This is a genomic window from Bacillus sp. ABA4_010 (assembly GCF_056159105.1).
Genome location: NZ_JBSWUN010000003.1, coordinates 2079181 through 2099052, shown reverse-complemented (window position 1 = coordinate 2099052; position 19872 = coordinate 2079181). Strand labels below are relative to the sequence as shown.

Genomic DNA, 19872 nt, shown 5'->3' with positions numbered 1-19872 from the left:
GAATTGATTACAATCGTCATTGCTGAAGATCAGCGAATGCTGCTGGGGGCGTTAGGTTCCCTCTTGAATTTGGAAGAAGACATGGAAGTCATCGGAAAAGCAAATAATGGCGAAGAAGCTGTGGAACTTGTGCGAAAATTGAAGCCAGATATTTGCATTATGGATATTGAAATGCCTGGAAAGAGCGGTCTTGAGGCAGCAGAAGAACTAAAAGAACTCGACTGCAAAGTGATTATTTTGACAACCTTTGCCCGTACTGGCTATTTTCAGCGCGCATTACAGGCTGGAGTGAAAGGTTATTTATTGAAGGACAGCCCGAGTGAAGAATTGGCAAGTTCCATTCGCAGCGTCATGGCAGGAAGGCGTGTGTATGCGCCTGAGTTAATGGACGATTTATACAGTGAAGGAAATCCTTTGACTGAACGGGAAAAAGAAGTGTTGGAGCTCGTCGCTGATGGGAAAAACACAAAAGAAATTGCCGATGAACTCAGTCTTAAAACTGGAACGGTCCGTAATTACATTTCTGCTATTCTAGATAAACTAGAAGTTAAAAACCGAATTGAAGCCATTGCGCGCTCGAAAGAAAAAGGTTGGTTTAAATAAGGCTTTGCCAAATAATTGGCAAAGCCTTATTTACGCCTAGTTACGCATAATCCGTTTTATTTTCCTTTTCACCGCTTTTCTCTTATAATGTTGACAAACATACAATGAGGAGAGTTTGAAATGAACGAACAGTGGCATGTATGTAAAACAAAAGGCGATTGCGAGCCGTGGCTGTTTTTAGAAGGTTGGCAAGATGAAATTATTGAGCGGGCGTCATTTAATAACCAAGAAGACGCACTCCAAACATATGCGCAATGGATTCATGAATATAAACAGAACTTCAAATCGGTCAAAGAAACGAATTTATCTCTTTTCAGCTTTTGGAATGAAGGGGACTTGCATTATTGCGAAGCCTGTGACGATGATCTTCAATTATTTTACGGCATCGTGTTTATGAAAGGTGAAGAAGTGTACAAGCTAGCAGAAGATGTTGTGGCAACACGTTCTTTATTAAATTTGCTTGAGAAGCAGTAAAAAATACTGTGGGGCATCCTGTGAAGAGGAGTCTCACAGTATTTTTTTTATGTAATAAGCACTTTACTGCATTAAAGAATTAAGTTACATTGGAAAGGTGCAATGAAATAGTCAGTGAGGAGAGAAACGATATGAAGATTCGAAAAGCGGTTCAAGAAGATTTGCCTGTACTTGTGATGATTTATAATCAAGCTGTGCTTGAAACAACAGCGACGTTTGATTTAGAGCCCGTCTCGGTGGAAATGCGCCAAGCGTGGTTTGATGAACATACAGATAGTCGCTTCCCCCTTATTGTCGCTGAAGAAGAAGGGGTCGTAATGGGATATGCATCTTTGTCAACGTTTCGCCAAAAAGAAGCGTACGACCGAACGACAGAAGTGTCCGTATATGTGGACAAATATCATCATGGAAAAGGGATTGGGAAACAGTTGCTTGCCCAAATTGTTGAAATGGCGCAAGCGCTCGATTATCATGTGATTATGGCCGGCATTACAGGCGGCAATGAAGTCAGCGTTAAGCTGCATGAACAGTTCGGATTTGTGAAATGCGGTGAGATGAAGGAAGTGGGTTTCAAGTTTGACCGCTGGCAAGATGTATGGTTTTATCAGCTTATTTTATAATCTAATTAGAAAGGATGATGAACATTGGCTTTCATCCTGCTCATCATTGGTGGGGTATTGCTTTTCGTCCTGCTATTATTAACATACTATCCGGCATTTGGCGGGAGAGTAACGAACGAACAAAAACTAAAATTACAAGAGTCCGCCAATTTTTCAAATGGGAAATTCACGAACTCCATTCCAACGACGATGGATGGAGGCTTGTCTACGACATTCACCATCTTACGTGATTTTGTGAAAAGAGCTCCAAAAAGGCGACCAGACGCGCCTCTTCCAGCGGGGACATTTGACTTTTCTGGCATTCAAACTGAGACAGAAGCGACCATCACTTGGTTTGGCCATTCAGCTTTTTTGGTCGAATTGGATGGGAAACGGCTGTTGTTTGATCCGATGTTTGGACACGCTCCATCGCCTTTTCCGTTTATAGGCGGAAAGCGATATGAAGGAGAAGTATCTCTAAATGTAGACGAGCTTCCTGTCGTCGATGCCGTTTTTCTATCTCACGACCATTATGACCATTTAGATTATGGATCGATTAAGAAGCTAAAAGGGAAAGTGAAGCAGTTTTTCGTGCCGCTTGGCGTTGGGAAGCATTTGCAAAGATGGGGAGTCGACCCGGCGAATATTCAGGAGCATGATTGGTGGAATGAATTTGAGTATGAAGGTATGACTTTTGCTTGTACACCAGCGCGGCATTTTTCAGGCAGAAGTTTGACTGATCGGGATTCCACTCTTTGGTGTTCATGGGTCATAATCGGCAAACAAGCGAAAATTTATTTCAGCGGCGACAGTGGCTATGGTCCACATTTTCAAGCGATTGGAGAAAAGTATGGCCCCTTCGATTGTACGCTAATGGAATGTGGTCAATACGACGAACGCTGGTCTGCGATTCATATGATGCCGGAAGAAACGGTTCAAGCTCATTTAGATGTAAAAGGAAAGCTCATGATTCCGATTCATTGGGCAGCCTTTACCTTGGCTTTGCATGACTGGACAGACCCTATTGAACGGGTCACGAAAGAAGCGAAAGCGAAAGGGGCAGCGGTGGCTACACCAAAAATCGGTGAGACGGTTACAATTAGTTCCACCCAATACCCTGCAGCGGCATGGTGGAAAAGGAAGTAAGAATGTTAGAACAAAGGTGCATAGAAAGAAGGAGGAGAGTCGAATACAATCGGTTCTCCTCCTTTTTTTACCGAAAACGAAAAAAGAAAATTCGTTTTTGTTTATCGAAAAAGAAGTTAATTCAGCCAATCTTCATTCGTTTTTGTTAGTTTTAATACGAGTCCTGCAATGACGCCTTCGAGTTCGTTTATTTTCGATTTCAGTCCGTCTATTTCGCTTTTCAACTCTTGGTTTTCGCTTTTTAGATTTTCATATGCTATTTCGTGTTTGGTTTTTTCGTGAGATGGGTGGTTCGCTTTAGGAAGAGAAAATGGTTTTTCAGTTGGAGTGTGCTTTTCGTTGATGTTAGATGGCGATGAAGTCAATTCTTTTTTCCAATTGTAAATAGTCGAGATGTGAACGTCTAAGAGAGAAGATACTTCTTTCGGTTTAAGACCTTGTCGGAGCAGTTTTTGTGCTTTTTGTTTTTCTTCGTTTTTTACATTCAACTTTATCCCTCCTTGAGTGAACGGAATATCATTGCTATATTAAGTATAGTGTAGCCGATGATTCATGAGGAAATCAATAAAAACGAAAAAAGAATAAATGTTTATCAAAAACGAAAAACGACAGCTGGGATTCAATGGCGAAAAACGAAAAAAGAAAAATAAATTATGAGGTGATAAAATGAATATATTATGGGATTTCGATGGAACGATGTTTGATACATATCCGACAATTGTCCGCTCATTTAAAGAGCTGTTGGAGACACAAGAAGTAGGTGATGACGAGATATTAAAGTTGATGAAGATTTCTTCAACAGAAGCGATTCGTTATTTTGGCATTGAACAACGTGTATTTGATGAGAAATTTCATGCACTAGAAAAAGCGCTTCATCCGAAAGACAAACCGCCTTTTCCTCATTTGGAAGCGGTACTGAAGTGGGCGAATTTGAATGTCATTGTAACGCATAAATCGAAGGAATCAACGATAGAGATTTTAGATTTTTATGGACTGAAGAACTATTTCACTGAAATCATCACAAAAGATGACGGATACAAGCGAAAGCCAGACACCGGAGCGTATGCGTATTTACATGATAAGTATACAATTGATCTCGTCATTGGTGATCGTGAATTAGATTTAAAACCAGCAAGAGAGTTAGGCATTGCGACGTGTGCGTTTCAAAATGCCGAGCTGCAGGCGGATTATCATTTATCTTCTTATGAAGATTTTTTCAAGACCATCACCCGTCCGTAACAAGTTAGCAAGTGTGAGATGCTTTTGTTCTTTTTCCATTCCTGTGTATACCTTCCATTTGTTTTAAAAATAATAGAGAAAAGGGTATGCAAGGTGAAGGGAACTGAATGAATGGCTACTCAAATTAGACCAAGCAATCAGGTGAACGGCTTCCTGCTATTTTTTATTATCCATTCTTCTCAAGTAGGGGTCGGTATTTTAACATTTCAAAAGGGGCTCGTCGAAAAAGCTGGATATGACAGTTGGATTGGCATCTTAGTAGGCGGGGTAATGACACATCTCTCGTTATTTTGCATTTATCAGATGCTGAAAAATACCGAGCACGACATTTTGGATATTCATCGTTTCGTTTATGGAAAATGGATTGGGAAGCTTTTCACATTTGTATTTATCGCTCAATACGTTTGGTCGGCATTGACGATTTTGCGGGTGTATGTCAGGGTACTGGAAGTATGGATGTTCCCGGGAATTTCGACGTGGTTTCCGACGCTTCTTATTCTACTTCTTATTTATTATGCGATATCAGGAGGCTTTCGGGTTATCGTCGGACTTTGTTTTTTTGAAGTCATCATGAGAGTGTGGATTTTGGTGACACTGCTGTTTCCGTTGAAATATGCCCACTTTGGAAATTTATCGCTTATTCCATCTCATTCATTTGCGGAACTATGGTCCGTCTCACAATTGATGGCCTTTAGCTACCTCGGTTTTGAAACCGTACTTGTTTATTATCCGTTTATTAAAGATGGACAACATTCTAAACGGTATGCGTATTTAGGCAACGCTGTGACGGTTGGGTTATATTTGTTTGTGACGATCATTTGTTTTGTCTTTTTCAGTGAAGAACAGCTTGTTCGGACGACGTGGCCATATTTGACGATTGAAAAAGTGATGTCGTTTAGTATGATTCAGCGTGTAGAGTTTGTCATTATTTCTCTCTGGGTACTTGTCATCGTGCCCAACGTCACTTTGTATTTATGGTGTGCAAGCCGGTTGGCGAAACAGATATTTAGAGTGAGACAAAAATATCCGCTTCTTTTATTTATGGCTATTGTGCTAGGTGTATCGGAATTTGTGAAGGACAGCCATGATTTTGATGTCTTGGGAGAACTAAATAGCAAATTTGCTTTTTATATTAACTATGTATACATTCCGTTGCTGTTTGTAGTGTATATGTTGGTTCGAAAGGTGAAGAACCGGTCTCAAGAAGTAGCGGAAAAGGGATGAAATGAACTTACCGATGTTCAGATGAATCGAAAGGGGCAAGTTGAATGACGATAATCGCTGGGAGAAGGTAGCCGATAATGGCTTCAGCCATAGCAAAAGCCCGGGCGAGTCCAAACGGCGTTACATCCCCATATCCGACGGACAGAAGCGTAATGGCGCTAAAATATAACGAGCGCGTGACATAGTCGATTGGTTGTTCTTGATGGGCGTCTGAAGCGTAATGATCTTTTAAATAGCCGAGATCGACCATATCTACGAGAATATAAATGACTGCAAACGTCAGAAGAAGATTTAAATATAGTACGATAAAAACCGCTAGCTTATAAAGTGATTTTTGTTTGTGTACATGTTTCATCATCGACGAACCCTGCCTTTTGTAAAAGCTTGTTTACTCTCATTATATGGGGAAGCAGAGTGGAATAATACGAAGAAACATGAGGTGTGCAGCAGGTGTTTTTTGAATGATTTTACGAAAAGTCCCGATACATAATCCTTCGATTTATGTGGCGGGACTTTTGAATTGCAATCATTTTGTGTCGGAAAAGCGACGGAGCAGAACGTTTCTTTGAAAAAATTCAAGAGCTGTTCATTGATACATTTCCGTTACTTCATTATAATAAGGCGGTGTATAAGCGAAAATAAGCATTAGAATAAGCATCTATGCTTCCGTTAAGGAGGGAGAAGACATGCTTGCACAAGACGAGCTTGTTCAACAAGCAGAACAATTTATTCAACTTTCCTATGAGGAACGCGGGAAAGCAGAAGAAGATATAAATAGGCGTATAGCCGAAGTTAGACGAGAAATTGCCGAAACGGGTACATATGAACATACATTTGAAGAGCTTGAGCACGGAGCGAAGCTTGCTTGGCGCAACAGCAACCGCTGCATCGGACGGTTATTTTGGAACTCATTGACCGTAGTGGATGCGAGGGATTCGGTGAGCGAAGAAGACATTTTTGCTGATCTTTGCCGTCATATAGCCTATGCCACAAACGGAGGGAAAATTCGTCCAGCCATTACCATCTTTAAGCCGAAAACATCTTCCGAGAAACATGTGCGCATATGGAATCATCAACTCATTCGTTACGCTGGTTACGAAACGGAACAAGGTATACTTGGCGATCCTCATTCAATTCCGTTCACGAATGTTTGCCGTGAACTCGGATGGGAAGGGGAAGGCACGCATTTTGATGTGTTGCCTCTTGTTATTCAAGTGGGAGAGAATCAGCCAAAATGGTTTGAGATTCCAAAAGAAATGGTGCTAGAAGTGCCGCTGACCCATCCGGAGTATCCTGAATTTGATGGGTTGCATATACGTTGGTATGGGGTTCCATTCATTTCTGATATGCGATTGGAAATTGGAGGCATTCACTATACAGCCGCACCATTCAACGGGTGGTACATGGCAACGGAAATTGGAGCGAGAAATCTTGCGGATACAAACCGCTATAATTTAGTGCCGAAAATGGCTTCTATTATGGGGTTGAATACGTCATCCAATGCAGCACTTTGGAAAGATAAAGCGATTATTGAACTGAATATTGCGGTCCTCCATTCTTTTAAAGAAGCAGGTGTCAACATCGTCGATCATCATACAGCTGCCCAGCAGTTTAAACGGTTTGAAGAACGAGAAAAAGAATGCGGTCGTCCCGTAACCGGAGACTGGACGTGGCTCATTCCACCGGTGTCTCCGGCTGCCACTCATATTTTTCATCAATCGTATGAAAATAAAACGCTCTCACCTAATTATTTTTACCAAGAGCGCCCTTATTAAAAAAGAACATCATAATCATACAGGAGAAAGCATAGGCTTAAGCCGGTGCTTTCTTTCTCTATTGTACATATATGCCGGTAAAACGACGTCTCATACGATTGTTTGCTGGACGGTAAAGGAGTCGTGTTATGACGATACATACTATGCAATCACTACAATTAACCGCTGAAGAGCACAACATATACGCCTATTTGCAGCACACGGATTTACGTTTGCTGAACCTGTTTATAGAAAAGCTGCCGATCGCACGAATAAGCATTATCAACCGGTTGTTCCGGTCTTTAGTAAGAGAAGGTTTTTTATCTGAGGAAGCGGTCATGTACAGCCAAAACGGCGAAAAAGAGCTGTTGGAAGTCGTGTTAACTCCAACAAAAAAGCTGACGGTTCCGGTTTTGCGTCTGTCAGGCAATCGATTTGATATACAAGAAGACATGACGTTATGGAGCAATGGTGAATCGTCTTTCATCCGTTCTGCAGACGAATTGATGCGCCTTCTTATTGACACAAAGGCGATAACGGTGTCGGCTGAGCGTCTCGATCGATTTATGGAGGAAATTCGCAACAGCACGGCAAACTATGCGTTGGCATTGGCAGGTGCCGATGTGAGGAAAGAAGCGTTAAAGCATGAAGCAAGCAAGCATTCTCTTTACAATTCCTTAGAGTGGGTTGAGCGGCAATTAGCGCAAGATTCTTCCTTTAGTGCGCTTTCTTTTTATGAACAATGGGTGATTGATGGGCATACGCTTCACCCTTGTTCGAAAACAAAATTCGGACTCAACGTATCGGATGTAATCGCGTATTCACCAGAGTGGGGAGCGCAGCCTCGTTTGAAGTTGGTGGCTGTTCGCAAAAGCTTTTGCCATGTGACGGCGTTGCAGGGGCAAACTCCGAGTAAGTGGCTTCATGAGGAATATCCAGATGTGCTGAAACAAGCCCAACAGCAACTGAAAGAAAAGTCTTTACTGCCAGAAGAATATGAGTGGATTATCGTCCACCCGTGGCAGTTTGCACAAACCATTCCACCATTATTTTCAGAGGAAATGAACAAGCATGATATTGTGTTAATTCAACAAGGAGAAATCAAAGCGTCCTCGCTTGTCTCATTTCGTACCTTCGCACCGTCCGCGAAGAAGCACCATATTAAAACGGCGGTGAATATTCAAATGACGAGCGCCGTTCGGACTGTTTCTCCGCAGTCGACTGTAAACGGACCGAAACTGTCGAACGTATTAGCACATATTCAATCACAGGAGCTAGAGCTTGCTTCATCTTTTGCGATGGTTGAAGACCGGATGGGCGCTTATTTTGGGGTAGAAAACAAAGATGACCGAAGTAGGCAGCTTTCGTTCATCGTGCGGGAAAACCCGGAAAGCCGAACGCAAAAAGGAGATATCAGCCTTCCGGGTGCTGCTCTTCTTGCGCAATCGCCGCTTGCAGAGAAGACGATGATGGTAGAGCTAATTGAACGTTTTATGAAGACGGCATCTTTAACGTGTGTACATGAGGGAGCGGAACGATTTCTTGCGGAATATGCGAAAATATGTGCAAGCGGATTTTTAACGCTGCTTTGTCGCTATGGTATCAGCCTGGAAGGGCATCTTCAAAACAGCGTAGCGGTTTTTCGCAATGGCATGCCCGTTAAGATCATTGTGAGAGATTACGGGGGGGTGCGCATTTTCAAAGAGAGATTACTCTCCTCACCGTTGGTGAAGCAGCAGTTGTCTTTTGAACCTCCACTTGAAACGAACGATCCACAAGAGGCGAGACGTGTTCTTTCGCATGCGGTGTTTCAAAACCATATCGGTGAACTAGTCGCTTCGCTAGTGCGTGACCTTCAAGTAGAAGAAAAGCGATTGTGGGCGGCTGTTCGTTCATCGTTTGGCGATGTATTCGAACAATTAAAAGAAGATAAAAGTATAGAAGCAGCGGTTAAAGAGGACGAAGCTTACTTTTTTGGTGAAAGCATGGATTTAAAAGCACTCATGTCTATGAGATTGTATGATGAAGCCTCTTCCTATGAATTTGTGAAAATCGCGAATCCGCTATACTTAAAAGGAAAAGGAGAAAGCAATATATGAGCTTGTTTACGGCGGATCACCCGTCTTATCAAACAATGAATCACTATGAGACAACGAGCTTCGAGTTTTTGAAGGAGCACTACCCGCTTCTCGTCTCAAATTTCTCCGCATTGCTTCCAAAAGGGAGAAGGGGAATTTTACGCCGTTTTGCGGCTTCGCTACTTCGGGAAGATGTATTCGGATTATTTTCACATTCAAGCGATGTACAAATTGAAACGGAAAATGGCGTTAAGGATGAGGTCACCACTTATAAAAAATATGAACTGACAGAAAAGGTGTTTCTTTTGTTTCCTATTGCGGCTGTTTATGGGTTTCGCCGTGTGGAAATTGGAGGAGAGATTTTATACATAAACAACGAAACATCTAAAGTAGTAGAGAGCGCCGCAGAGCTGATGGATCTTTTAGCCGCTCATCGAAAAGGGATGGAGACGAATTCTTGGGACAATTTAAAGCGCGAGCTTGAAAATGGAAGTGCCAATTTGGCACTCGCGTATACGTTTCATGAACAAGCTGCCCAACATCAAAAACAAGAAGCAAAGGCCCTTCATGTTCAGACCGCTTTAAACTATGCGACAGCCAAAAAGGAAGAAAATTTCAGTCCAAGTTTGTTTTTCGAACAATTATCGGTGGAAGGGCATAACCTTCATCCAGGCGCGAAAACAAAGATGGGTATGAAGCCGGCTGATATCGTCCGATATGCCCCTGAATTCCACGGGACGTTTTCGTTGCGGTTTGCTGCTGTCGATAAAACGTATGCCCAGTGGCATGAAGCAAAAGAACAGCTGCTTTTGAACGCGTATCCAGATTTGAAGGAGGAAGTAAAGCGGCAGCTAGACGATTTAGGACTAGATGAAGGGAACTATATAGTTGTTCCGGTTCATCCATGGCAAATGGATTATGAAATCGAGCGCATTTATAAAGAAGAAATAGAGGCCAACATCGTCGTTCCTATTCCGTCTTTTTCCGTGCCATGTCGGGGAACCTCTTCGTTTCGAACGGTCACTCCTTGCGATGTTAACGCTCCGTTTTCATTCAAAACGGCCGTTAATAGTCAAATGACGTCAACGGTTCGATCGATCTCTCCGCAAACAGCGATGAATGCGGTCCATTTTACAGACATGATTCGCCGTGTGTTACAGCGTGAGACAGCGCTAGAGCGTATATTTGTACCAGTTTGCGAGGTGGCGGGTTATCACTTCCAGTCAGAAAGTGAAGAGAAAAGGCGCAATTTGACTGCTGTTCTTCGTGAAAACATGGAGGAGTTACTGGAAGAAGGTGAACTGGCTATTGTCGGCTCCAGCCTTTATGCGCTTTCGCCTTTGACGAACAAGCCGATTCTTGCTGAACTGGTAGAACAATATGCTGACACGAAGGAAGAGGCTTCGTTAGCTCGAGCGGGTCTTTTGTTTTTGCGGGATTACAGTGAGCTTGTGCTGCCTGGATTTTTAACACTTATGGTCAAGTACGGAATTGGGTTAGAAGGGCATCTGCAAAACAGCATCCCCGTCTTTAAAAACGGCGTGCCGAAGCGCTTTTTGTTCCGTGATTGGGGCGGTGCGAGAATTTACGGACAACGATTGGAAGCACAAGGTGTCATTGCTAATTTTATGCCAGATTCGGTCACGATAACGGATTCGATTGATGAGATGCATAAGAAAGTGTATTACACGGTCTTTCAAAATCATTTAGGTGAAATCATTTCACAGCTTTGTAAGTTGTATGCCATCGAGGAAGCTGAATGTTGGAAGGAAATTCGAGTTATATGTGACCGACTGTTTCAGCAACTTGAGGGAGAAGCGCCAAAGGAATGGGCACACCTTGACCGGGATACGCTATATGCAGCGACGGTGGAACATAAAGCATTAACTTTAATGAGGATGATGCCAAAGCAAGGATATCATTACGTGTCAGTTCCGAATCCTTTATCTCACATAGATGAAAGAACAAAAAAGGAGATGGGGTCATGCTGATGGGGACTGCAACAATTGAAGAGACTATTCGTTCTTATAAGCAAAAAGGAACTGCTCCTTTTTGTGCTTATATTTATGATTTGAAACAATTAAAAAAGCATGTGGAGTATTTACGTGAAACTTTACCAGAGTCGTGCCGATTGTTTTACGCTGTTAAAGCCAACAGCGAGCAACCTATCCTGCAAACTCTTCATCAGAAGGTCGACGGGTTTGAGGTCGCTTCTATTGGAGAAATTCAAACAGTGAGAGCGCTCGATTCATCGGTTCCGGTTTGCTTTGGCGGACCAGGAAAAACGGATGAAGAACTAGAAACAGCGATCCGTCAAAAGATAGACCTCATTCATGTGGAGAGCCTTCATGAATTACGGCGTCTTCACTACATCGCCGAACGTCTTAACACAACGGTTTCTATTTTATTGAGGGTAAATGTGGAATCCATTCCGTCGGAGGCTGAGTTGAAAATGGCAGGTGTGCCAACCCAATTTGGCATTGAAGAGAAAAACATTCCAGCTGTCATTCAAGAAGTTCAAAAGTTTTCTTTTCTCAACCTAAAAGGGTTCCATTTTCATGCGATGTCCAATAATTTAGAAGCGCACACGCATCTTGAATTTATCGCAGGCTGCCTTACACGAGTACAGGTATGGGAGAGGCAAGCCGGCATAACGGTGGAGCACATTAATGCAGGAGGCGGCATTGGCATTGACTATGCCAATCCTAATCGCTCCTTTCAATGGGAGGCGTTCGCATCAGGTCTTCACAACCTGCTTGGTGACAGTTTTCCATATACGCTCACGCTGGAGCCTGGGCGGTATATTGCCGCAAAAAGCGGCTACTATGCAGCGGAAGTGCTGGACGTTAAAGAAAATCATGGAAAGCATTTTGCGGTTATTAGAGGAGGCACGCATCACCTTCGACTCCCGGCAGCATGGAAGATGAGCCATCCGTTTACGATTATTCCAGTTGAACAGTGGCCGTATCCATTTGAGCGGCCAGAAGTGCAGAACGAACGCTTAACGATCGCAGGTGAGCTTTGTACACCGAATGACGTACTCGTTCGTGATATGCCTGTTCAACACGTTCGAGCAGGGGATGTTGTGCTGTTTTCACATGCCGGTGCTTACGGGTGGGTCATCTCTCATCACGATTTTTTACAGCACCCGCATCCAGACAAACTTTTTTTATCTTAAATGTGCTCATCGAAAAGAGGATGACGGAAAAATCGCTTATTGAGCGCTTCCGTTCATCCTCTTTTTTTATAATGATAATTCATCGAGGGCCGCTTCAATTTTATGTAAGACGTTCAGTTTGACGGCACTGTTCGCGCCGCTGAACAACACAGCTGCAAAGGTCACTTGCTTATATTTTACAAAATTTAAAATTCGCAACGTGTTCATATAATTGTCAATCACTTCTTCATTTAAAGCATAGGACGGATATTCGGTCAGTTCAATCGCCTTATCGATGACCTCTTTTGGCAGTCCCTTTAATAACTCTTTTCCTTCTTTCATGTTGGATACAAATTCACCTTTTAAACGTGCTGTTTGCGTTGTCTGTATCGTACTTTCATTTAGCATGTTTTCTTGGCTCCTTTATCGTTTGTTAATTCATATATACCACCTGTTTTAAAACATAAACCGTTTTCGAAAAAAATAATTATTTCAGTATCCGAAATAGTTAGGAATGGTGTAAGATGGAATAGACTCTAACAATTGGAATATAACGGAAAGAAGGGACTTACGTATGCAAGTTGCTGTGAAAACAACGAGCGTTCCAGCCCAAACGATGTATCGGATTTTATTTGCCATTAGCTTTGGGCATTTTTTGAATGATTCGATGCAGGCGGTTGTCATCGCCATGTTTCCGACTTTGGCACAAGCGATGAATTTAACCTATACGCAAATTGGTTGGATTGCATTTGCGCTCAATATGACATCCTCGGTGATGCAGCCGATGTTTGGGTATTATGCAGATAAAAAACCGTCGCCCTTTTTACTGCCATTCGGAATGTTTTTAAGCATGATCGGCATGATTGGTTTAGCATTTGCACCTAATTTTGCGTTCATTTTATTGTCGGTCTTATTTATCGGATTTGGTTCGGCTGTCTTTCATCCGGAAGGGGCGAGAGTTGCTTATATGGCAGCAGGAGCGAAAAGAGGGTTGGCGCAGTCGATTTATCAAGTAGGAGGCAATACAGGCAATGCAATGGCTCCGCTCTTTGCCGCCTTTATTTTCGTGCCGCTCGGACAATTTGGCGCCATTTGGTTTACAGCCGTTGCAGGACTGGCCATTGTTGTGCTGCTGTCTGTCTCGTCTTGGTATAAACAGCAGCTGGAACTTGGGCGTCAGTCGAAGAAAGGAAAGACATCAACTGGAGCCGCAGTTGCGTTCCACAAATCGATTAAACTGGCCGTGGTCATTCTTGTGTTTTTAACCTTTGCTCGTTCCTGGTATAGTGCGGGTATCTCCAACTACTATCAGTTTTATTTAATCGATCATTACGGCTTGACGATTAAGCATGCGCAATTTTACATTTTCATTTTCATGATTGCAGGAGTGTTTGGCACCTTTTTTGGCGGACCGCTGGCAGATCGGTTCGGCAAGCGAAACATCATCTTTTTTTCTATGCTCGGTTCGGCTCCGCTGACGATTTTATTGCCGTATGTTCCGCTTGTTTTTGTCGTTCCACTTTTTTTCGTTATCGGTTTTATTATGTCTTCAAGCTTCAGCGTCACGGTTGTTTATGCCCAGGAGCTGATGCCTGGAAAAGTTGGGATGGTGTCTGGGTTAATTGTCGGATTTGCGTTTGGAATGGGGGCTGTTGGGGCTGTTGCGCTCGGGAAGCTGGCGGATATGTATGATTTACGACTTGTTATGATATTATGTAGCCTTCTTCCTATTCTTGGTGTATTAACATGGCTTTTACCTAGTGATCAAAAACTCCAGGAATGGTCTCGCTTTTCATAAGAACCTTTTTTCAGTTAAAGACAAAATTTTCATTTTTTAGGGGAATGAGAGTTTTGTCCTTTACAGCTTTTATGAAATTACGATAGATTATAAGAAGTGGAAAAAAATTAGATTGATGGTGAATGTGATGACTAACAGACTAGTGGATATGAGCAAGAAAATAGTAGAGAAGAAAGACGAAATCGCGCATCTTATTACAGAGGAGCAAAATAGACGTTATCCTGAGCAGCTTCTCCCTATTTCCAATGAACTTTTACCGCTACGGGTAGAACTTGTCACGTTATATGGGGAAGCATTGGCAATGGAAGCGAATAAGCGTGAGTCGTGTATTCAAAAATGGGGGAAGGAAACGGGAGAACGCTGTGCATTAATGGGAACAACACTCGACGCCATGTTAAGTGAAGTTCCTCATTATCGCCGCGTAATTGGAGAGGTTATTAAAGAGGAAGCGGTTAAAGCACAGCTGTCGTTGGATGAGTTGTATGACATTATCTCTGTTCTTGATCAAACGATGAACGAAGTTGTTTACTATTTTAGTATTCCTTTTGTTGAATTCCATAATCGTCAGCTGAAACAGTCACAAGAAGCGATTTTGGAAATGTCCGTACCGGTTGTTCCCGTTGCGGCAGGGACGGCAGTTTTACCAATTATCGGAACGATTGATACGCATCGGGCCCAGCTTTTATTAGAAGAGGCGCTGGAAAAAAGCATGCAGCTTCGTTTGCATCATTTCGTGTTAGATTTGTCCGGTGTCCCGATTATTGATACATTTGTCGCTCAAAAAATCTTTCAAATTATTGAAGCGTTGAAACTCATTGGTGTTAACGCGAAAATTAGTGGCATTACGCCTGAAATTGCCCAGACGGTTGTTAATTTAGGGCTAGACTTCAGTCATGTGCCAACCTTCTCTACACTCCAACAGGCACTCGCCTCGATTGGTTTTACGCAAAAATAAATAGATATCGATTCTAGCACCTTCTTGAGTCAAAGGAGGTGTTTTTATATAAGGCCCTGTTAAAGAATAAGGTTGATCTTCGATAATTCCCTTGCTTCGTTCATGTTTGTGGATAGCTATAGTAATGAAACTACAAAATACAATAAGGTGTTGACTTCAAAGACACAAGCAACATCCATAGTAGAGATGATATCTATCTACTAGTTTTTCTTAATGATGATAAGGTTGTAATGCGTTCAGGGGTTATAATTAAGGATGCAACTTTATAAATACTATCAAATTATTATGTTAGAAAAGAGGTTAACAATGAAGAGTAGATAGGAAGCGATCAGCTACTGTTTGGCGATGGGGAATACATATGAAGATTATCCGTTTCGCGATAAGAATTGGACATTAATGCGACATATACATAACGAAAAAGTATTTGCTTGGATATTTGAAAAAGATGGCCATATTTGGATTAATGTGAAATGTGAACCTGGTTTTTTGGATTATTGGCGTCAAGTTTACAATTCGGTAGTTCCGGCATTTCACCTTAATAAGAACCATTGGAATTCAATCATTCTTGACGGTACTGTTCCAAAAGAAGAAATTTACGAAATGATAAAACAAAGCTATATGTTAACTAAAAAAAGTAATAGTAAAGTTAATTTCAAAAAGTGAGAGCATTTGTTCAGAAGGAAGTATTAATGCTTTTTTCTTTGGAATTGACTATGACTGTGAAATAGTTTACTTAAAGGAACGGATGCAGGATAGTTCAATCCCTTCTTTCATAGTCATATTAGGTAATAGAGGGAGTAGTGAATATGGAACATTATTATTTATTTGTAGTAACAACCTTACTCATTGTACTTACCCCTGGGGCTGATACATTATTGGTCACTAAAAATACACTTATTCAGGGAAAAGGAGTAGGTTTTAAAACTGTTGTTGGTGTTTGTACAGGTATTACAATTCATATAACACTTGCAGTTCTTGGTTTATCTGCTATCATTGCTAACTCTGTTTTACTTTTTCAAATTATTAAATATGTTGGAGCTGCATTTCTTATTTTGATGGGGGTATTTACACTTTTTTCAAAGAAATCCAACTTAACATCGGATACCATGATTTCGGAGAAAACACCCAAAGGTTCTTATTTCTTGCAAGGAATGTTGTCGAACGTACTTAATCCTAAAGCTATTATTTTCTTTATGTCATTTTTACCGCAATTTATCGTACCTGGCGAGCATACTTCATTACAGATGATTATTATAGGAATAACACCAGTTTTATTAACTTTTATATGGCTACTTGTCTATGTTAATTTGATTAATTACATGCGAGTATGGTTCGATAAACCATCATTTCTTTCTGGATTTCAGCGATTAACAGGATTTATGTTGATAACCCTAGGAATGAAGCTAGCTGTTGAAAAGAGATAATTTCAGCTTATTTCTTGTTGGCGGTACCCCTACATAGATGAAAGTGAAACCCTAATACAGGGTTTAGCTCTACAGAAACAGTACAATGACCACTTATTAGACGAAATAGGGCAATTGAAGAGTATGATCCAAGAACTACAATCTTCTCAAATATCTAAAGAACAAGTAGGTCAAATTGTTTTAGAGGAGTTTCCTTCTGCAATAAAAGACGTTCTTGTAGAGAAAGACAGTCAGATTGAGGAATTAAAGGCCCAGATGAATCGACTCGAGGAATTTTTATCAAGTGATCGGGATAAAGCTCTTTTAGATGCTCTCCGTCAAAGTCAAGAAACTCAGAAACAAATGGCTGCTGCAATGATGGCAGAAAGTCAGAGAGAAAAAAAGAAATGGTGGAAATGTTGGGGATGAAAAGGATATGTTCCATTATGCTGGTATTTATGCTCACGAATAGTGCCTGTAGCTTTTTAGAACCTCCAGATATAGCCGGTTATGTTATAAAGAAAGAAGAGGAACAGATTCTTGTGGTAAACCCAGAACCAAAGGACTACAGTTCGACTGGTGGACTAAAAGAGGGTTATGATGCAGTATGGGTTTCAAAAGCCTCTGAGGACGTTGAGGTTGGTCAAAAGGTGCAAGTTTGGTTTTCAGGACCGATTATGGAGTCATATCCGGCTCGTGGAGGTGCCAAGAAAGTCTCTATTATCAAAAGTAAACAACCTAAAGATGCAGATTTATCCGAAGCTCAGGTCCTCTGTAAAGTTTTACTCAATGTGGATATTGATCAGGATGAGGTGATGGTTGTTAAAGATATAAAGTATGATGTGAAATCGGATAAATGGACCATTAACCTAAAGGCAACAATAAAAACACCAGAGGAGCCAGAAGAATTTGAGTTTAAGGTAGAAGATAAATAGAATTCTAGTGTGCTTTTTATCTAAGCATGTTGTATAAAAACCGTCTTTTTTATGCATCTTCCAGGCTTATTGAGGAGTTGAAAACGTTGATTTCTCAACGATGTATAAAATCTTGCATAAATGATAAAATAGGCCAACTTGAAACCCATTGAGCGCCAAGGGGTTTGTTTTTTTGAAACTTCCCAAAAGAACTTTTATGTCAACTAGTTTTGTATAGAGTATGCAAAAGGAATTTTTACTTCTGGATAAGAATTTAACTTCTTATAAAGGAGTTTAGGGGGAAGAAATTTTGACAAGAAAAATATATTTAATTTCCGGTCCTGCTGGTGTAGGGAAGTCTACAACTTCTAAGGTTCTTGCTGAACATTTACATAGAAGTGCTTACATTTCAGGAGATGTTATCAGTCTAATGTCAGTTGCAGAGTATGAAAAGCCGTGGGAGTCGGAGAAAGCTAAGGACTTAGTATGGACAAATATTATATCTTTAACGGATAACTTTATATTAGATGATCGTGATGTCGTAGTGGACTGGGTTATGTTTTGGGACGATATAAAGAAATATACATTACCATGGATTAATCAAGGAATTGAAGTGCGTCATGTCATTTTATGGGCTGATGAAGAGACACATCTAAATCGTGACTTTAATAGACCAGTTGAAGCACAAATGGGAGAAAGGGTCCTCATTCTGCGTAAGGAATTTCTTCAATCCGGCGTTCCTTCTCGTTTTTTCTTTGATAACACCTTTACAAGTCCTGAATATGCGATTTTTAAGATAGATACAGGTCAACAATTTTTAATTTTAAACTCTGATTTAACCTAAAGAAAAAATAGTATTTAGCTAGTTCCTAGATCGCATGTTATGGTAACACCTTCATTTATTCCATATAATGGATTTCGGGTGATATAATTATTTTAATGTTGATTCTAGGGAAAAGAGGATGGAGATTATGCCATTATGGATATGGGTTGTTGGAATGGTTGGTAGCCTTCTTGGTATTGGGGCTTTAATTGATTATAGGTCTAAGAAGAATATAAGAATTGAGCCAGATGAGGGAATAAAAAACGCTTCAGACTCTCAACAAATCTACACTGAGCAATATCTGGATCAAGCAAGAAAAGATACAGGAAACAATAATCAGTTTTAAATCTGAGGTTTTTTTAACTGCCTAGAATCCTCGGTTATGTTGATTGAAACGTCTTATATTCGTGTATAAGACGTTTTTCATCTCTATAAACTTCTACCCTTGTTCAAGCGTAAAAAGCCTCAAATTCTAGGGATTTGGGGCTTTTTTATAGTTATTTAACGAGATAGATCAGTTATTTCATCAATGTCATGGAGGATAAAGTCTATTTTTTGACCAAAAATCTCAAATAATTTCTGTTCAATCTTCTTATTCGTATCTGGGGTAATTTCTTCAACATAAAAATGGATATTACCGTCTTTGTCCTTGGTAATTCCTTTAATGTCCAGGCTTTCTAATTTCTCTTGTTCATAATAAAGTCCACCATTTTTAATATCGTGCTCTCTAATTTCATCTAATGGTGAGTGATTACAAGCAGCAAGGACGATGAAGAAGAGAAATACGATAAGTTTGTCTTTCACCTGATCACATCCAACCTTTATTTCTTATTTGTAGGATGTGTTCGGAATATGATTTCATTCTTTAAAACAACTAACTGTTCAATTTTTCGTATTGAATAAATGAGTGGCGTTAGTTTAACAAGAACCAAAAATAATGCTGCCTATTTAGGCGACTTTTTCATTTTATCGAATGTATGATTTTACATAAAATCATACTTTCATTTCGTTGTTTTTCCTCCATTTCCGCCGATATCCATATTAAAATGAATGTATCAAAAAAATCGTACATTCAAAACGTTGATTTTAGTGAGGTTTAGGCGGTGGTAAAAACAGGGGAAGATGTCCAGCCCATTCACAATAAAACAGCAGCTAGAAGATATGAAATGGGCTCTGAAACGTCATTGCAGTGAACGGGATTATATCTTGTTTGTGTTGGGATGCGAAACGGGCTTACGCGTGGGGGACTTATTGAAACTGAAAAAGAAGTCGATTCTCGATTTAAAGAAAAAGCGTGAAAAGATCCTTCGGGTCAAAGAGGGGAAAACCCAAAAGCAGCGTGATGTCTACATTGGGAGTTATTTTGAGGACGTGTATACCTATGCTTCCAACTTAGACAGTGAGTGGCTCTTTCCGTCCAGGAAAGGGGACAAGGCAATCACACCGACTTAAGCTTATCTCGCCGACATCTTACGTGGGTCTGTTGATTCGAGTGATTATAAGAACTATATATTTGGACTTTTATTTTTAAGGCTCTTTTCATATATAGGCCCATACCAGAATGAACTGGTGATGAGCCTATGATACGAACAGAGCCTTGTTTTTAAAAGGAATAAATGTGGAATATAAGTTGTACTGTGTCGACAGGAAGGAAACCTGTCTGATGGGTCGAATGTGTAGAGAAGAAAGAAATGGAAAAAGAGGT

Annotated in this window: 23 protein-coding genes and 1 pseudogene; 20 read left to right on the top strand and 4 right to left on the bottom strand. The window is 40.8% G+C overall.

Annotated features, from left to right (window positions below):
- Window positions 1-3: 3 nt before the first annotated feature.
- From ACXAEO_RS11750 to ACXAEO_RS11735, 4 genes are all read left to right on the top strand, one after another.
- Window positions 4-603 (top strand): response regulator, encoded by a 600-nt coding sequence (locus ACXAEO_RS11750; protein ID WP_474881113.1) that lies wholly within the window; start codon window positions 4-6, stop codon window positions 601-603.
- Between the two features lie 120 nt (window positions 604-723).
- Window positions 724-1077: a DUF1033 family protein gene (locus tag ACXAEO_RS11745; RefSeq protein WP_474881110.1), complete on the top strand. Its 354-nt coding sequence runs from the start codon at window positions 724-726 to the stop codon at window positions 1075-1077.
- A gap of 131 nt (window positions 1078-1208) precedes the next feature.
- Complete coding sequence (locus ACXAEO_RS11740; protein WP_474881108.1) at window positions 1209-1697, top strand: N-acetyltransferase family protein; 489 nt, start codon at window positions 1209-1211, stop codon at window positions 1695-1697.
- A gap of 189 nt (window positions 1698-1886) precedes the next feature.
- Window positions 1887-2822 carry an MBL fold metallo-hydrolase gene (locus ACXAEO_RS11735; RefSeq protein WP_474884118.1) on the top strand — a complete coding sequence of 312 codons (936 nt, stop codon included), beginning with the start codon at window positions 1887-1889 and terminating at the stop codon, window positions 2820-2822.
- 116 nt (window positions 2823-2938) lie between these two features.
- On the opposite strand, the gene ACXAEO_RS11730 is transcribed toward ACXAEO_RS11735, so the two are convergent.
- On the bottom strand, window positions 2939-3310 hold the full coding sequence (locus ACXAEO_RS11730) for a helix-turn-helix domain-containing protein (RefSeq protein ID WP_474881106.1): 372 nt from the start codon (window positions 3308-3310) through the stop codon (window positions 2939-2941).
- Between the two features lie 178 nt (window positions 3311-3488).
- Between ACXAEO_RS11730 and ACXAEO_RS11725 the strand changes: the two genes are divergently transcribed.
- Both ACXAEO_RS11725 and ACXAEO_RS11720 read left to right on the top strand, forming a co-directional pair.
- Window positions 3489-4061: an HAD-IA family hydrolase gene (locus ACXAEO_RS11725; protein ID WP_474881104.1), complete on the top strand. Its 573-nt coding sequence runs from the start codon at window positions 3489-3491 to the stop codon at window positions 4059-4061.
- Between the two features lie 111 nt (window positions 4062-4172).
- Window positions 4173-5285, top strand: a complete 1113-nt coding sequence (locus tag ACXAEO_RS11720) for a GerAB/ArcD/ProY family transporter (RefSeq protein WP_474881101.1) — start codon at window positions 4173-4175, stop codon at window positions 5283-5285.
- A gap of 7 nt (window positions 5286-5292) precedes the next feature.
- Here the strand turns inward: ACXAEO_RS11720 and ACXAEO_RS11715 are convergent, their stop codons facing one another.
- Entirely contained in the window at window positions 5293-5643 is a 351-nt protein-coding gene (locus ACXAEO_RS11715; protein WP_474881099.1) for a potassium channel family protein, read from the bottom strand.
- A gap of 328 nt (window positions 5644-5971) precedes the next feature.
- On the opposite strand from ACXAEO_RS11715, the gene ACXAEO_RS11710 reads away from it, so the two are divergent.
- The 4 genes from ACXAEO_RS11710 to ACXAEO_RS11695 all read left to right on the top strand — a co-directional run bounded on the left by ACXAEO_RS11710 (window position 5972) and on the right by ACXAEO_RS11695 (window position 12295).
- Window positions 5972-7060, top strand: a complete 1089-nt coding sequence (locus ACXAEO_RS11710; protein ID WP_474881096.1) for a nitric oxide synthase oxygenase — start codon at window positions 5972-5974, stop codon at window positions 7058-7060.
- Window positions 7061-7188: 128 nt separating this feature from the next.
- Complete coding sequence (locus ACXAEO_RS11705; protein WP_474881094.1) at window positions 7189-9138, top strand: IucA/IucC family protein; 1950 nt, start codon at window positions 7189-7191, stop codon at window positions 9136-9138.
- Window positions 9135-11108, top strand: a complete 1974-nt coding sequence (locus ACXAEO_RS11700; protein WP_474881093.1) for an IucA/IucC family protein — start codon at window positions 9135-9137, stop codon at window positions 11106-11108. Before ACXAEO_RS11705 ends, ACXAEO_RS11700 begins: the two co-directional genes overlap by 4 nt.
- Entirely contained in the window at window positions 11102-12295 is a 1194-nt protein-coding gene (locus tag ACXAEO_RS11695; protein WP_474881092.1) for a type III PLP-dependent enzyme, read from the top strand. The genes ACXAEO_RS11700 and ACXAEO_RS11695 overlap by 7 nt, the downstream gene beginning before the upstream one ends.
- 66 nt (window positions 12296-12361) lie before the next feature.
- On the opposite strand, the gene ACXAEO_RS11690 is transcribed toward ACXAEO_RS11695, so the two are convergent.
- On the bottom strand, window positions 12362-12682 hold the full coding sequence (locus ACXAEO_RS11690) for a hypothetical protein (RefSeq protein WP_474881090.1): 321 nt from the start codon (window positions 12680-12682) through the stop codon (window positions 12362-12364).
- A 166-nt stretch (window positions 12683-12848) separates the two neighbouring features.
- Between ACXAEO_RS11690 and ACXAEO_RS11685 the strand changes: the two genes are divergently transcribed.
- The 8 genes from ACXAEO_RS11685 to ACXAEO_RS11650 all read left to right on the top strand — a co-directional run bounded on the left by ACXAEO_RS11685 (window position 12849) and on the right by ACXAEO_RS11650 (window position 18513).
- Window positions 12849-14072, top strand: coding sequence for an MFS transporter (locus ACXAEO_RS11685; RefSeq protein WP_474881088.1), 1224 nt, complete (start codon window positions 12849-12851; stop codon window positions 14070-14072).
- A gap of 127 nt (window positions 14073-14199) precedes the next feature.
- Window positions 14200-15027 (top strand): STAS domain-containing protein, encoded by an 828-nt coding sequence (locus ACXAEO_RS11680; RefSeq protein ID WP_474881086.1) that lies wholly within the window; start codon window positions 14200-14202, stop codon window positions 15025-15027.
- A gap of 345 nt (window positions 15028-15372) precedes the next feature.
- Window positions 15373-15690 (top strand): MmcQ/YjbR family DNA-binding protein, encoded by a 318-nt coding sequence (locus ACXAEO_RS11675; protein ID WP_474884116.1) that lies wholly within the window; start codon window positions 15373-15375, stop codon window positions 15688-15690.
- A 143-nt stretch (window positions 15691-15833) separates the two neighbouring features.
- Window positions 15834-16451 (top strand): LysE family translocator, encoded by a 618-nt coding sequence (locus ACXAEO_RS11670; RefSeq protein WP_474881084.1) that lies wholly within the window; start codon window positions 15834-15836, stop codon window positions 16449-16451.
- A gap of 123 nt (window positions 16452-16574) precedes the next feature.
- A complete protein-coding gene (locus tag ACXAEO_RS11665) occupies window positions 16575-16859 on the top strand; it encodes a hypothetical protein (protein WP_474881083.1) in 285 nt (94 codons plus the stop codon).
- Between the two features lie 17 nt (window positions 16860-16876).
- Entirely contained in the window at window positions 16877-17365 is a 489-nt protein-coding gene (locus ACXAEO_RS11660) for a YobA family protein (RefSeq protein ID WP_474881081.1), read from the top strand.
- 289 nt (window positions 17366-17654) lie between these two features.
- On the top strand, window positions 17655-18188 hold the full coding sequence (locus tag ACXAEO_RS11655) for a nucleoside/nucleotide kinase family protein (protein ID WP_474881079.1): 534 nt from the start codon (window positions 17655-17657) through the stop codon (window positions 18186-18188).
- 127 nt (window positions 18189-18315) lie between these two features.
- Window positions 18316-18513, top strand: coding sequence for a hypothetical protein (locus ACXAEO_RS11650; protein ID WP_474881077.1), 198 nt, complete (start codon window positions 18316-18318; stop codon window positions 18511-18513).
- 155 nt (window positions 18514-18668) lie between these two features.
- Here ACXAEO_RS11650 and ACXAEO_RS11645 read toward each other — a convergent pair whose 3' ends face one another.
- Window positions 18669-18971: a hypothetical protein gene (locus ACXAEO_RS11645; RefSeq protein WP_474881075.1), complete on the bottom strand. Its 303-nt coding sequence runs from the start codon at window positions 18969-18971 to the stop codon at window positions 18669-18671.
- A gap of 357 nt (window positions 18972-19328) precedes the next feature.
- Between ACXAEO_RS11645 and ACXAEO_RS11640 the strand changes: the two genes are divergently transcribed.
- Both ACXAEO_RS11640 and ACXAEO_RS11635 read left to right on the top strand, forming a co-directional pair.
- Window positions 19329-19619: a tyrosine-type recombinase/integrase gene (locus ACXAEO_RS11640; RefSeq protein ID WP_474884114.1), complete on the top strand. Its 291-nt coding sequence runs from the start codon at window positions 19329-19331 to the stop codon at window positions 19617-19619.
- A gap of 15 nt (window positions 19620-19634) precedes the next feature.
- Window positions 19635-19700: pseudogene (locus ACXAEO_RS11635) on the top strand (type I restriction-modification system subunit M N-terminal domain-containing protein); the annotation flags it as partial.
- Between the last annotated feature and the right edge of the window lie 172 nt (window positions 19701-19872).

Excerpts from the sequence above, each read along its gene's own strand:
- ACXAEO_RS11695 (WP_474881092.1), top strand. The coding sequence starts at position 11,102 with ATGCTGATGGGGACTGCAACAATTGAAGAGACTATTCGTTCTTATAAG.
- ACXAEO_RS11650 (WP_474881077.1), top strand. The coding sequence starts at position 18,316 with ATGCCATTATGGATATGGGTTGTTGGAATGGTTGGTAGCCTTCTTGGT.
- ACXAEO_RS11705 (WP_474881094.1), top strand. The coding sequence starts at position 7,189 with ATGACGATACATACTATGCAATCACTACAATTAACCGCTGAAGAGCAC.
- ACXAEO_RS11700 (WP_474881093.1), top strand. The coding sequence starts at position 9,135 with ATGAGCTTGTTTACGGCGGATCACCCGTCTTATCAAACAATGAATCAC.
- ACXAEO_RS11690 (WP_474881090.1), bottom strand. The coding sequence starts at position 12,682 with ATGCTAAATGAAAGTACGATACAGACAACGCAAACAGCACGTTTAAAA.
- ACXAEO_RS11680 (WP_474881086.1), top strand. The coding sequence starts at position 14,200 with ATGACTAACAGACTAGTGGATATGAGCAAGAAAATAGTAGAGAAGAAA.
- ACXAEO_RS11710 (WP_474881096.1), top strand. The coding sequence starts at position 5,972 with ATGCTTGCACAAGACGAGCTTGTTCAACAAGCAGAACAATTTATTCAA.
- ACXAEO_RS11685 (WP_474881088.1), top strand. The coding sequence starts at position 12,849 with ATGCAAGTTGCTGTGAAAACAACGAGCGTTCCAGCCCAAACGATGTAT.
- ACXAEO_RS11725 (WP_474881104.1), top strand. The coding sequence starts at position 3,489 with ATGAATATATTATGGGATTTCGATGGAACGATGTTTGATACATATCCG.
- ACXAEO_RS11675 (WP_474884116.1), top strand. The coding sequence starts at position 15,373 with ATGGGGAATACATATGAAGATTATCCGTTTCGCGATAAGAATTGGACA.
- ACXAEO_RS11745 (WP_474881110.1), top strand. The coding sequence starts at position 724 with ATGAACGAACAGTGGCATGTATGTAAAACAAAAGGCGATTGCGAGCCG.
- ACXAEO_RS11665 (WP_474881083.1), top strand. The coding sequence starts at position 16,575 with ATGATCCAAGAACTACAATCTTCTCAAATATCTAAAGAACAAGTAGGT.
- ACXAEO_RS11670 (WP_474881084.1), top strand. The coding sequence starts at position 15,834 with ATGGAACATTATTATTTATTTGTAGTAACAACCTTACTCATTGTACTT.
- ACXAEO_RS11735 (WP_474884118.1), top strand. The coding sequence starts at position 1,887 with ATGGATGGAGGCTTGTCTACGACATTCACCATCTTACGTGATTTTGTG.
- ACXAEO_RS11740 (WP_474881108.1), top strand. The coding sequence starts at position 1,209 with ATGAAGATTCGAAAAGCGGTTCAAGAAGATTTGCCTGTACTTGTGATG.
- ACXAEO_RS11715 (WP_474881099.1), bottom strand. The coding sequence starts at position 5,643 with ATGATGAAACATGTACACAAACAAAAATCACTTTATAAGCTAGCGGTT.
- ACXAEO_RS11640 (WP_474884114.1), top strand. The coding sequence starts at position 19,329 with ATGAAATGGGCTCTGAAACGTCATTGCAGTGAACGGGATTATATCTTG.
- ACXAEO_RS11660 (WP_474881081.1), top strand. The coding sequence starts at position 16,877 with ATGCTGGTATTTATGCTCACGAATAGTGCCTGTAGCTTTTTAGAACCT.
- ACXAEO_RS11720 (WP_474881101.1), top strand. The coding sequence starts at position 4,173 with ATGGCTACTCAAATTAGACCAAGCAATCAGGTGAACGGCTTCCTGCTA.